The sequence below is a fragment of the Sphingomonas sp. S-NIH.Pt15_0812 genome, from assembly GCF_003951315.1.
Classification (GTDB): Bacteria; Pseudomonadota; Alphaproteobacteria; order Sphingomonadales; family Sphingomonadaceae; genus Sphingomonas.
This window is the reverse complement of sequence record NZ_QLJH01000053.1, coordinates 1-12703: the sequence shown is the minus strand read 5'-3', so window position 1 is coordinate 12703 and position 12703 is coordinate 1. Positions and strand designations below refer to the sequence as shown.

The following is a 12703-nucleotide window of genomic DNA, read 5'->3' as shown; positions in this document are numbered from 1 at the left end:
GCAGCGTCGGCGCCGTGCGGGGCTCAGAAGTTTCCCTTTGCTGCCTCCTGCAGGATCAGCTTGTCGAGCGTCAGATCCGAGATCGCACGACGCAGCCGGGCGTTCTCCTTCTCCAGATCCTTCATCCGACGCGCCTGATCCGTCTTCAGGCCGCCATATTCCTTGCGCCACCGATAGTAAGTCTGCTCGCTGACGGCGATCCGCCGGCAAGCCTCGGCGGTCGTGCCGCCCTGACCCAGCATGATCTCAACCTCGCGCAGCTTCCCGATGATTTCCTCGGGCTTGTGCTTCTTGGCAGGCATTCGTCGTCCCTTCCTTGGTCCAGACTGTCATAGTCGATGGACCACTCAGGGGGGGGCAGCTCATGAGGGCCTCTCAGAGGCATTGAACGCCGTCCCACAGCCCTGCCGGGCCAAGATCATGCCTGCCGTAATGGCGCAGGATGCGCCTGCGGTAGGAGCCGCAATCCTCCCATTCCTCGATCACATCCTGCCGTCGGACTCGATTTTGATACAGAGCGGAAGACGTTGATTGTCATCCGTGATGCCCGGCGATTAGTCGACTTAACGATATAATACGTTGAGATAGGTCTCGTGCGGCTCAGCCAAATCGACGGCGTCGGCGATCGATGACCGCATGCGGTCCAGTGCTGCAGCTAGATCGGCCTCGGAAAAATGGTCCGCTGCCAGGTCGTAAGTAACCGGCTGGATGTCAAAGCCCTCGTACATCGATATCCAGCTTGGATCTTGGAACGACTCCCAGTCGTATCGGACGAGATGACCACGCGCCTTGTACAGACGTAGCTTGTTAGCGAGCATCGGTGGCAGAGCGGTGCTGCGGCAGCGATCCCACATTGGCTCTCCACGACGTGTATTTGCGACATAGTGCAGGATGAGGAAGTCGCGGATCCGCTCATATTCCAACGCCGTCGTCCGATTATACTCATCCTCCAGCGCCGGATCGAACCGACGGTCTGGGAGGAGCCCAAGCAGCTTCTCCAAGCCCGTCTGGATGAGCGTGATACTGGTCGATTCGAGGGGCTCCATGAACCCTGCCGCCAGACCGAGCGCGACGCAGTTGCGATGCCAGAACGCGCTGCGCCGCCCCGTCCGGAAGCGGATCGCATTGGGTTCCGCGAGCGCCTCCCCCTCCAGCCGCGCGAGGAGGGTCGCCGTCGCCTCGTCGTCTGAAAGGTGGCGGCTCGCGTACACGTATCCGTTGCCCACGCGATGCCGCAACGGTATGCGCCACTGCCACCCGGCGGAGAGAGCAGTGCTTCGGGTGTACGGGGTCAGCGCCTCGCGCCGCACGCACGGCACGGCCACGGCACGATCGCATGGCAGCAGATTCGTCCACTCTTCATAGGGTATGCCGAGCGCCTCACCGATCAAAAGCGCCCGAAAGCCGGTGCAATCAATGAAGAAATCTCCGGCGACCGTTTCGCCACGATCCGTGTCGAGGGCGCGGATATGGCCCGACGTCTCGTCCGTACGCACGCAGGTGATCGTCGCGTCGAGGTGGGACACACCCCACTCCATCGCCTTCGCACGAAGGAACCTGGCAAAAAGGGCTGCATCGAAATGTAGCGCCCAGTCGAAATATAGCAGGTCGTGGACCGGGCGATCGGTGGGCTGCATGAAGAGGTTGCGACGTGCCATCGCGGTCGCGAGGCAATAGTCCCCGATATCGATCTCGTGTCCGGCCTGACGAAGCTTGCGGACGTAGTGATGGAAGGCAACGCCGCGCGAGCGCATGCCGTACAAGCCGAAGGGATGGAAGAATCGGGTGCCTGGATGCTTCCAATCGACGAATTCGATGCCGAGCTTCGCCGTTCCCTGGGTGGCCGCCATGACCTCATGCTCGGTGACGTCCAACACCCGAAGGAAGTCCCGGATGCCTGGAACCGTCGCTTCGCCCACGCCAACGGTGCCGATGGCGCTGGATTCTATGACCGTGATGCGAACGTTCCGGCCCTCGAGCCGCTTGGCGAGGTACGACGCCGCCATCCAGCCCGCGGTTCCACCACCGGCGATCACTATGGACCGCAGCTGCCACGGGGGCCCCGAGTCCGTTTCCTCGGCTTCACTCATAGACCCTCCGGGGAATAAGGCCCGCCATCGGCGAGGATGGCGGGCACCATGTTCTATCAGAACTTCACACGGGCGCCTGCCATGAATCGGCGCTCGTAGATGTTGTTGTACGCCTTTTCATCCGGGAACGTCAGGTAGTACTTCTCATACTCGCCCGTCAGGTTGGAGCCCTGAGCGTAAATCGTCAGGTTCGGCGTGAAATCGTAGCTGATCGAGGCATCGACATAGTTTGTGGGCTGCTGATAAAGTTCTAACCCCTGGATGCCGCCAAAGTTCTGCTGCACGGCACGCTTCGAGCGGTAGTTCCATGCTACACGCGCCTGGAAATGGCTGTCTTGATAGAACCCCGCGAGATTCGTCTGAATTTTGGAATTGTCCTGGAAGGGTATCTTGTCGCCGGCGAGATCGACCTGGCCAGAATCGGACGGCGAGTAGGTGACATTCGCGTCGATGCCGAAATTGGAAAACACGGTCGGCATGAAGGCTAGGTCGCTGAACGACTGCTTCCAGCCTGCTTCGACACCCTTCAACGTGCCGCCCGCACCTTGGACCGGCGTGCTGATGGACACGGTGCGGTTGCGAACCACCCCGTCGTTATCCGGCAGGTCGGTCCGTACGATGTTACCCGACTGGATGAAGCTCGCCACGTCGATGTAGAATGCGCCTAGGCTGATCAGGCTGCTGCGACCGATATAATATTCCAGCGAGCCCTCGACGTTCGTCGCCCGCCACGGATCGAGTTGCGGGTTGCCGTTCGAACTGCCGCCGGTAACGCGAAACACTGGCGAGCCCGGGTTGGTCGTGTCGATCGCATAGGTCGGGTTGAGACCGCCACCCCATTGATTGAGGTCGAGCAGCGTCATGGTTCGTGAGAAGGCCACACGTAGCTTCAGGTTGCTGGCGAAGTCGAAGGCCAGGTTGAAGGCAGGCAGATAATCGGTGAAGCTGCGCTTCGTCTCTACCGTTCCGTTCGACACGTTCGCGACACCGTACGGGCGGGGCGAGCCGGTAACGTACTGCGTGATGTCCAGTTTGGTGTTGATAATCTTCAACCCGGCGTTGCCGCTCACCGGGATGCCAAAGACTTCGCCCTTGACGTTGAGCTGCGCGTAGCCCGAGGTCTGCTTGACGCCGACGTTGAAGGATGCGCCCGGATTCTGGATTTCGACGTTCCCCGGGTAGAAGCTGTTCTGGAACGCGAGGGCGTTATCCATGGCCTTTGGATCGAAGACGTAGATCGGGGGTAGGCCGGCGCCGGGCAGGTCGTACTGCTTTACTTGGCCATTGAAGATCGCGGCGCTCGCCTTGCGAGTCAGACCGGCCGTGTAGGGACGGAAGCCCGGCGTGTTGAACGTGCCCGTGCCAGCATAGCACGACGCGTCGCCGACTGGCACGTCGAAGGCCTTCCACTTCACAAGGCAGCCGCCCGTCTGCGAAGCCTGGCCCGCATAGAGCGGCGCCGCGCGATCGAATTCGAAGTCGTCGACCGAGCGCTCGCTGTAGCGGACGCCGGCGGCTACGCTGACATTGTCGTTAGCCTCGTACGTGACGTCGCCACGGACCAGCTTCAGGTCACCCTTGCGGCGGTAGTTGCCCTCCGACGAGGTGGTCTTCAGCGCGTAGTTGTCGATGTTGCCGAGAAGCGTCGTCAGCTGCGTTGGCAAGGTGAACACCGGCTGCGCGCCGGTAAAATCAACGCTTGCTGGAAGCGACGCGGCACCGGCTACCGTGTTCACTTGGTAGCCGCCGGGATTGAATGCGATGTCGCCACTTGGATAGTGGCCAATGCCTCCAGGCTGCCACTGCGCACCGTTCGAGGGGCTGAATTGCAGGTAGCTTTGGTCGTAGTTGCTGTAAGCCTTGCCGTAGATGCCACGCACCACTGCCTTGAAGCGGCCGCCATTGTCGTACTTCAGTTCGACGTTGTAGTTCTGGGATTGCGACTTGTAGCGGTCGTTCTGACTGTAGGAGTCAAAATTGCCGAGGTCGTAATTATAGATCTGCGTCGTGTTCAAATCATATGCGCGCGAGATGTTCCCGCTGGTTAGTGTGACCTGCCGACCGGTATTGCGCGACCGACCGGGGACGAACTCTCCCGCCTGCCAGTTGACGTTCTGCATCTGGATACCGGCCGTCCGGTCGTTCTCGTTCTGCTGGGTGAAGAACGCATCGGCATTCAGCGTCAGGGCATCGCTGATCTCCCACTGCGCGGATGCGTTGATGCCGATGCGCTCGCGCTGGTTGACCTTGTCCCATGCGGTGAAGCCCTGTGGCACGATGAACGCGTCGTTCGCGTCGCCATCACCATTCACATCGCGCCCGGTCCCAACGATCGTGCCATGTGGTCGATTGGAAGGCGAGAAACCGTTGCTGGTGTTGACGTCGCCGGTAGGATTGGCGGCGGTATTGAACTGCTCGTTGTGCAGCGCCGCGCCATAGCCCTCCTGTATGCCGTTATGCGAATTCGACAGGTGCAGGTTTGAATAGGCGCCCGAGATCAGGATGCCAATCCGTTCGCCGTGCCAACCTACCAGTGCGTTGAGATTCGGATCGTACTTCTTGGTCTTGTCGCCATAGGCGCCTTCCGCCGCCGCCGCGAAGGTGAAACCCTTTTTGAGATCGAAGGGGCGGCGTGTCCGAAGATTGACTGTGCCGGTGATGCCCGCGTTCAGCAGGTCTGCAGTGCTCGACTTGATGACGTCGGCGCCTGCGAACAGCTGAGAAGGGATGTCGTTGAAGTTCGGCTGAATCGTCGTGATCGATTGGGCGCCCAAATAGGCTTCGCCGTTGAGCAGCGTGGTCACCTGAGGAAGGCCGCGGATGTTTATCGACGCGCCTTCGCCCGCATCACGACGGATCTGAACGCCGGGGATGCGCTGCAAAGAGTCCGAGATCGTGACGTCCGGCAGCTTGCCGATGTCCTCGGCCGAGATCGAGTCGGTGACCGACGCCGCATCGCGCTTCAGGTTGACCGCACGCTGTTGTGCCGCCCGGATGCCCGTGACGACGATGTCGCCGCCGTCGGTCTGAGTGTCGGCGCTCGTCTCATCACCGTTGCGGACGGACCCATCCTGATCGGCGGCCTGCGCGGTCGGCGACGCAGCTTGATCGGCGGGCGGCGATTGCAGCACCCCCTGGGTGGTCGATGACTGCTGCGCCATAGCGGTTCCGCCACTCGCCAGCGCCGTGACGGATGCCGCAGCCATCAGCAGAATTTTGGTGTTCACACGTGCCATATCGATCGCCTCCTCCACTTTCGTCATCGCCGGCCTCGGCGGACCATTCGACACGGGAGGATTGATCATCGGTGGGCCCAGCCCCCTGTTCCCCCTCCATCATGTCAGCCGCAACTTTCCGTTGTCTTGACCTTCCCCATGTATCGCACGAAAAAGAACCGTCAATTAAAAATTTCAATTTGTATTTGTAAATCTCTTTGGCATCCTCACCGTTGGCAATAGTGAGATGACAAATTTGTCATGAGAGGATGTCCGGTTTGCATCCAAGATTGTTCACGCCTGTAGAGAAGTCAGCGCAACGACCCGCCAGAAGCGCGGTCGCGCCGTCCGCGCTCGGCATCGATCTTGGCGGCACGAAGATCGAGACAGTCGTGCTGACCGGCGACGGCGAGTTGATTCGGCGTCAGAGGATTCTAGATCCCGGCGAATACGCTGCCGCCATCCGGACCATTGCCGAACGCGCCGCTTCGACGGATGCCGCGGCGGGTGAAGCCTGCACGATCGGCATTGGCACTCCCAGGTCGCTATTGCCCCGCAGCGGCGGCGTGCGCGATGGCAACTCGACGTATTTCAACCGGCGGCCGTTACGAGAGGATCCTATCGTGGCGCTGCCCCATGAGTTGCGGCTCGCCAACGATGCCAGCTGCCTGGCAGTGTCAGAAGCCCGTAACGACGCGGGAGCCGTTGCCGGCAGCGTCTTCGCACGCGTTATCGGAACGGGCGTGGAAGACGGTATCGTACCTGACGGCAGGATTTCGGACATCGTACTAGGCGGCGGCATGTCGGAAGTTGGAGGGCCATATCCCCGCCGAGCAGAGGTGATTCGACATCACGCCTCCTCAAATCCGTGGAAGGGACGGATCGTGCCGGCACGCTGGGGCGACGCCTCCGGCGCGCGCGGCGCGGCGCGGTTCTGGGCGGCCAAATCCTGACTTTATCCGCTACGCCGAAAAAAATGAGACGCCGGCAGCGACCGGTGACCTGATTCAGAGAGGAACGACGATGAGACATAAAGCCATGATCGCAACGCTGCTGCTCGGCGGAACCTTCGCCTCCCCTCTGTCTGCCCAGACAGGGACGCAGAACGATCGAGCCCCGGCGATCGCAAACGCCGGCCCTTATAACGTCACGATTCTTAGTGGCGGCATCGGCGTCGAGCGCGATCTGACCGGTGCCGAGGCTGCGGTTGCGGCGGGCTCCCCATGGACGCTGTCCACATGGGTGCGCCCGGACCGGGCAGGCGAAACCGGCGTGCTCATAGCGATCGGCGACCCGGCCGGCGTCTGCCGCTGCCTTGCGATGAGCGATGGTCGGATCGCTGCGACCGACGGGTCGGTCCGGGTCAGCGGCGGCGCCGTGATCGCTCCCGGTCGCTGGACGCATGTCGCGGCAGTCGCCGACGGTCGAAGTCTCGTCGTCTACGTCGACGGTCGCACCGTCGCCTCGCGTGCCGGCCGACCGTCCGCGGTCGCACTGAGGCTAGCGGTCGCCCCCACGGTTGGGACCGGCCAGGTGCCTGATGCCACGCCGCGCCATTTCGGCGGATCGCTCGCCGCTGCCCAATTCGCACCGAATGCGCGCCGACCCGGCGAGATCGCCGCGGCGGCTGCGGCACGGCCCGATTTTGCGACGACGCAGTTCTGGCACGTCGGCGTCGGCTGGCCCTTCCAGAAACAGGCGAACATCGGGCTCACTCAGCAGCAGGATGCCTGGACGCTGCCCCGTGCGCGCGGCGACGCGACCACGCCGCCCGCCATCCGCACGGCGCTGCCTCCCACCGGTCTGGCGCCCACCCGCGACGGACGCTGGATCATCAACGGCTGGCAGCTCGCCGCCGCACCGGAGGTGCGGGAAGATGCCGTCACGCTGTCGCGCCCAGGCAGCGTCAGCGGCACGTGGCGACCGGCCACCGTGCCCGGCACGGTGCTGACCACGCTGGTCGACCGCGGCGTCTATCCCGACCCCTATTACGGCCTGAACAACCTCAAGATTCCCGAAAGCCTGGCGCGACAGGACTATTGGTATCGCACCCGTTTCGTCGTCCCGCCCGAAGCAGCAGGCAAGCGATTGACGTTGGTGTTCGGCGGCATCAACTACGCCGCCGATATCTGGGCGAACGGTGCCAAGCTAGGCTCGACGCGCGGGGCGTTCATCCGCGGCCAGTTCGATCTGACACCGGTCGCGGGCGAAAACGTGATCGCGGTCCGCGTCTCGCCGCCGCCCCATCCCGGCATCCCCCATGAGCAGTCGATCAGCGCTGGCGTTGGTGAAAACGGCGGCCAGCTAGCAATTGACGGGCCCACCTTCGTCGCGACCGAAGGCTGGGACTGGATTCCCGGCATTCGCGATCGTGACACGGGTTTGTGGCGACCGGTGGAACTAATCGCTCATGGCCCCGTACGGCTGCTCGATCCGCATGTCGTCACCGATCTGCCGCTGCCGCGCACCGATCGCGCCGACATCTATATCACCGTGCCGATCCGCAACGACGGGCTCGCCGCACGCCAGGTGACGGTCCGCGCAGCGTTCGGCGACGTGAAGGTCGAAAAGACAGTGACCGCGGCGCCTGGCGACAGCAGCATCGCCTTCACCCCCGCCGACTTCGCGCAGCTGCACGTCGCCAATCCGAAATTATGGTGGCCAAACGGCTACGGCGAACAGGCGCTCTATCAGTTATCGCTCGAGGCGGTGGCGGATGGCCGATTGTCCGACACTCGAACCGACCGGTTCGGCATCCGCGAGGTAAGCTATGACCTGTCGCTGTTCGACGCGGCGGGCGCGCTGCGCCGGGTCAATCTGCAATTCACCGATGCCAGCCTGCGCGGCGAACGAATCCTCGACGTCCGACATCAGGCGATCAAGCAATCCGCCAACGGCTGGGCGGAATCGCTGACCCCGGTCGGTGAACGCTCGCCGGCGGTGACGCCGGTCACCGCGACGATGCCCGAACCGCATCTGACGATCCGCGTTAACGGCGTCGCCATCGCCGCGCGGGGCGGCAATTGGGGAATGGACGATGCGATGAAGCGCGTCGACCGCGACCGGCTGGCGCCCTATTTCCGCCTCCAGAAGGAGGCGCACATGAACGTCATCCGCAACTGGATGGGCAATAACACCGAAGAGGAATTCTACGATCTTGCCGACGAGAATGGCATGATGATCCTGAACGATTTCTGGCAGTCGACCCAGAATTTCCAAATCGAGCCGCAGGATCCGGAGCTGTTTCTACGCAACGCGGACGACGTGGTGCGGCGGTATCGCAACCACCCCTCGATCATCCTCTGGTTCGGCCGCAACGAAGGCGTGCCCTATCCGGCGCTCAACGAGGGGCTGGACGACGTGATCGTACGCGAGGACGGCACCCGCTGGTTCACCGGCAGCTCGAACGTCGTCAATCTGCAGGGATCGGGGCCTTATAATTACCGCCCGCCGGTCGGTTATTTTACTGATCTCGCGACCGGCTTCTCAGTCGAAACCGGCACGCCGTCGCTATCGACGCTCGAATCGGTGCGAGCTTCGATGCCGGATAGCGAAACCTGGCCGCTTAGTGACACGCTCGCCTATCACGACTGGCATTTCAGCGGGAACGGCGACACCAAGACGTTCATGAACGCGCTCACTACGATGTTCGGGCCCCCGACAAGCTTTGCCGATTTCGAACGCAAGGCACAGATGATGAACCTCGAAACGCACAAGGCGATGTACGAGGGGTTCCTGGGGCACTTGTGGACGAAGAATTCCGGACGGCTGCTGTGGATGACGCATCCGGCCTGGCCGTCCAACACATGGCAAATCTACAGCTGGGACTATGATACCCACGCGGCTTATTACGGCGCTAAGAAGGCCACCGAGCCGCTGCACGTCCAACTCAACCTGCCCGGCAACGAAATCGTCGTCCTGAACACCACTCGCGCCGCCCGGCCGGACCTGCGCGTACGCACCCGCGTCGTCGGGTTGGACAATACGGAACTGTTCACGCGCGAAGACCGGGTTGACGCCGTCGCCAACGCAGCGACGCCGCTGACAGCGATCCCGCTCGATCGCCTGTTCGCGGCGCATCCGATGCTGCTCGTCAAGCTCGAGATGATCGATCGCGCTGGCGTGGTCGTGGCTGAGAATTTTTACTGGCGCGGTAGGAATGAGGCGGCGCATCGCGCGCTGAACGACCTGAAGTCGGTAACCCTCGGGACGTCCGCGACCACGAAAGCGGACGGCGGCGAGGAGGTCGTCACCGTCAGAATGACCAACTCGAGCGCCGTTCCCGCGCTAAATGCCAAGCTGACCCTGGTCGACGCGGCGGGGAAACGCGTTCTGCCCGCCTTCTACAGCGACAACTATGTCGCCCTTCTGCCCGGAGAGGAACGAACGATCGAAGTCCGGTATCCTGCAAGCCACGCCCCCCGCGCCACTTCGCTGACGTTGCGCGGTTGGAACGTCGCGGCGGGAGAAGTACCCGTTCGCTGAACGAAACAGCGCCACCCGCGAACCCGCCCACCATATGCCCGAGGGCGGGTAAGCGTCCGTCGGCGGTCGTGGGCCGCTTCCATCCTGAGAACTCCTGGAATGTCCATGATGAACCGCTTGCTCGCTGCCGCCGCCTACGCCGCGCTCATCGCATCCCCTGCGACGGCGCAGCTTCGTCTTCCCCACCTTTTCAGTGACCATGCAGTACTCCAGCGAGATCGACCGATCCACATCTGGGGTTGGGCACGTGCAGGCTCGAGCATAGCGGTCGCGCTCCACGGTCAGCACGCTGCCACGGTGGCGGATCGACTCGGCCGTTGGGAGATATGGTTAAAGCCGGAGGCGGCGGGCGGACCCTACCTCCTGCATGTCGACGGCGAGAAAGCGGAGCGCTCGGTCAGCATACGCGACGTGATGCTTGGCGACGTCTGGTTCGCATCCGGGCAATCGAACATGGAGTTTCCGCTGAAGGGGTTCGACGGAGCACCGCTGAAGGATTCCGCAGTTGAGATAGCCGCCGCGACCAATCCGCGCGTCCGACTCTTGCACGTCGAGCATCGCAGCAGCACAGTGCCATTACGAGACGTCGATGCGGCGTGGACGACGACCACGCCGGCGACGGCCGCTGGCTTCTCGGCGATCGGATACTTCTTCGCCCGCGAGATCGCGGCGCGCGAGCGTGTGACAATCGGCGTCATCGATTCAACGTGGGGAGGAACGCCGGCGGACAGCTGGGTCTCCGCCGAGGCCTTCGCGACAAACCCGGCGCTTACTCCCGCATTCGATGCCCGCGCACGCTTCCAGCAGGAGCAGGCGGACGCCGATCTGGCTCTGGTCGCGGAATCCCGAGAGGACGCCGCTATCCGAGCCTCGGGCGGAACGCCCCCGGCGCGGCAATGGCATCCGCCGGAGGAGGCATATCGGCCGTCATCCCTCTACAATGGCATGGTGGCTCCATTTACGGGGTACGGCATCAAGGGTGTGATCTGGTACCAGGGGGAAACGAACAGCAACGTCGCTCGGGCTCCCTACTACGCCGATCTGTTCCAGGGCCTGATCACGGATTGGCGGCATGATTTCGCCCAAGGCCCATTCCCGTTCTTATATGCCCAAATCTCCTCCTTCGACTCGCCAGCCGAGGAATGGGGGTTGGTCCGCGACGCGCAGCGGCGTGCGCTGGCGTTGGTCGGGACGGCCATGGCCGTCACCACCGACGTCGGAGATGCCCACAACGTGCATCCCGGCGACAAGCAGACTGTCGCCCATCGTCTAGCCCTCGCCGCAAGGAACATCGCCTATGCCGAGAACGTCGCCTATGCAGGTCCGTTGTTCCGGCAGGCGACCGTCGAGGCCGGGGGCATACGCATCTGGTTCGATCATGCCGGAGGTCTGACTAGCCGAGGAGCGCCCGTGAGCGGCTTTGAGATCGCCGATGCCGATCGAAGGTTCGTCCCCGCGACCGCTCGGATCGATGGTGACACCGTGGTCGTGTCCGGACCTGTGGAGCGGCCTCGCTTCGTCAGGTACGCTTGGAGCAACGTGGTGCCCGTCAACCTCTACAATGCCGCAGGCCTGCCCATGTCGACGTTCACCTCGGAGGAACGCATCCAGGGGCACATGGCATATCCTTGATCGCTTTGCATTCGGTGCTTCGAGTGCCGCAAGCGGAGAAAATGCGCTCGATCTCGGGGACGATGACGCTGCGATTAGAGTATCGCGTCTGCTCAGGGGCACAAGCGGCCACCATGCCTTGCGATCACGATTCATGACCCACTACCGGACGTTCAAGCTCCCTTTCCTGTACGCCAACTTCGGACACTCGTTCATCGCATCAGGAAATAGGTCTCTCGTCGCGCGTCATGTCCCGTGATTATCCGAACTCCCCAGACAGCTGCACTTGGCAAGCGCACGACCACCTGTATAATGAGACAATGTCTCACTCACCTCTGCGCTTCCCTCCCAATCCGGCTAATGCTCCCAGCGCCCGCTTCTTCGGCGACATCGGCATCTCTCCCGGGGCGCGAGTACTCGATGTCGGTTGCGGAAATGGTGACCTCAGTCGATTTATGGCTGGGCTTGTCGGGCCAGACGGCGAAGTCGTGGCGATCGACCGGAGCGAACAGGCGCTGGCGGTAGCGCAAGCGACCGACGCGGACTTGGGTGTCGCGCATATCCAGTACCGCGCGGTCGATCTTTCGGGTGACGTGCCCGATCTCGGCCGTTTTGACGCGATCGTCGGCCGTCGCGTTCTGATGTACCTACCCGATGCCGCCACGGCACTGGAGCGGCTAGCGACGATGGCCAATCCTAATGCCGTCTTGGCATTTCAGGAACATGCACGCACCACCCTTCCCGCAGGGCTTGGATACCTGGCGTTGCACCGCCAGCTTTATGACTGGAACTGGAGCACGGTTAAAGCAGAAGGAGGGGATCTGGGGTTGGCGCTCCGGCTCGCCGAACTGATGCAGCAACTGGGGCTTTCGGTTGAGGAGGCGCGCGGCGAAGCCATCCTGCTCAATCCCAACCAGCCCTCCTTCCTGCCGACACTCATGCGGGCGATGCTGCCGCGAATAGTCGAGCGAGGCATCGCGACCGTGGATCAGATCGACCCGGACACACTGGCGGAGCGACTAAAGGAAGAGCATCGCGCTGCGGGTGGTGTGATCGTTTGGGACCTCGCCTTCTTAGTCGCGGCTCGCGCCCAACGCTCGCTCGCTGAACAGTCCGCGTTGAGGCGGCTGGGAGCGAGCTGAACGAGGAGAGGCTGCAGCGCGACCTGCTTGGCAGTAAGCGTGGTGTGACGACCGCAGATCAGGCAGCTTGCGCGGTCGGCCGATCTGCTGGCGGCATCCAGTTCCACGGCATGAGTTCGTCCCAGCGGCTGGCTGGCCAGTCGCCCGCGACCCTGGCGAT

The 12703-nt window shown here is 62.8% G+C and carries 6 protein-coding genes and 2 pseudogenes; 5 read left to right on the top strand and 3 right to left on the bottom strand.

Translation table 11 applies throughout. The features are described 5' to 3' along the window. Positions 1-302, bottom strand: a pseudogene (locus BRX43_RS18875) (transposase); the annotation flags it as partial. A gap of 70 nt (positions 303-372) precedes the next feature. On the opposite strand from BRX43_RS18875, the pseudogene BRX43_RS21090 reads away from it, so the two are divergent. Next, positions 373-531, top strand: a pseudogene (locus tag BRX43_RS21090) (sugar kinase); the annotation flags it as partial. A gap of 32 nt (positions 532-563) precedes the next feature. Here the strand turns inward: BRX43_RS21090 and BRX43_RS18870 are convergent. Further along, positions 564-2090 (bottom strand): tryptophan halogenase family protein, encoded by a 1527-nt coding sequence (locus tag BRX43_RS18870; protein ID WP_125996614.1) that lies wholly within the window; start codon positions 2088-2090, stop codon positions 564-566. A 56-nt stretch (positions 2091-2146) separates the two neighbouring features. Then, positions 2147-5353, bottom strand: coding sequence for a TonB-dependent receptor (locus BRX43_RS18865; RefSeq protein ID WP_241215075.1), 3207 nt, complete (start codon positions 5351-5353; stop codon positions 2147-2149). Between the two features lie 221 nt (positions 5354-5574). On the opposite strand from BRX43_RS18865, the gene BRX43_RS18860 reads away from it, so the two are divergent. From BRX43_RS18860 to BRX43_RS18845, 4 genes are all read left to right on the top strand, one after another. Further along, entirely contained in the window at positions 5575-6258 is a 684-nt protein-coding gene (locus BRX43_RS18860; protein WP_125996613.1) for an ROK family protein, read from the top strand. Between the two features lie 70 nt (positions 6259-6328). Continuing rightward, entirely contained in the window at positions 6329-9790 is a 3462-nt protein-coding gene (locus BRX43_RS18855; RefSeq protein WP_206433290.1) for a LamG-like jellyroll fold domain-containing protein, read from the top strand. A 108-nt stretch (positions 9791-9898) separates the two neighbouring features. Next, positions 9899-11422, top strand: coding sequence for a sialate O-acetylesterase (locus tag BRX43_RS18850; protein ID WP_206433289.1), 1524 nt, complete (start codon positions 9899-9901; stop codon positions 11420-11422). Between the two features lie 227 nt (positions 11423-11649). After that, the gene (locus tag BRX43_RS18845) at positions 11650-12543 is read left to right on the top strand and encodes a methyltransferase domain-containing protein (RefSeq protein ID WP_125996611.1); all 894 of its coding nucleotides are present in this window, start codon (positions 11650-11652) and stop codon (positions 12541-12543) included. Positions 12544-12703 lie beyond the last annotated feature (160 nt).

Coding starts and splice junctions, on each gene's coding strand:
- BRX43_RS18870 (WP_125996614.1), bottom strand. CDS start 2,090: ATGAGTGAAGCCGAGGAAACGGACTCGGGGCCCCCGTGGCAGCTGCGG.
- BRX43_RS18865 (WP_241215075.1), bottom strand. CDS start 5,353: ATGACGAAAGTGGAGGAGGCGATCGATATGGCACGTGTGAACACCAAA.
- BRX43_RS18860 (WP_125996613.1), top strand. CDS start 5,575: ATGTCCGGTTTGCATCCAAGATTGTTCACGCCTGTAGAGAAGTCAGCG.
- BRX43_RS18855 (WP_206433290.1), top strand. CDS start 6,329: ATGAGACATAAAGCCATGATCGCAACGCTGCTGCTCGGCGGAACCTTC.
- BRX43_RS18850 (WP_206433289.1), top strand. CDS start 9,899: ATGAACCGCTTGCTCGCTGCCGCCGCCTACGCCGCGCTCATCGCATCC.
- BRX43_RS18845 (WP_125996611.1), top strand. CDS start 11,650: ATGTCCCGTGATTATCCGAACTCCCCAGACAGCTGCACTTGGCAAGCG.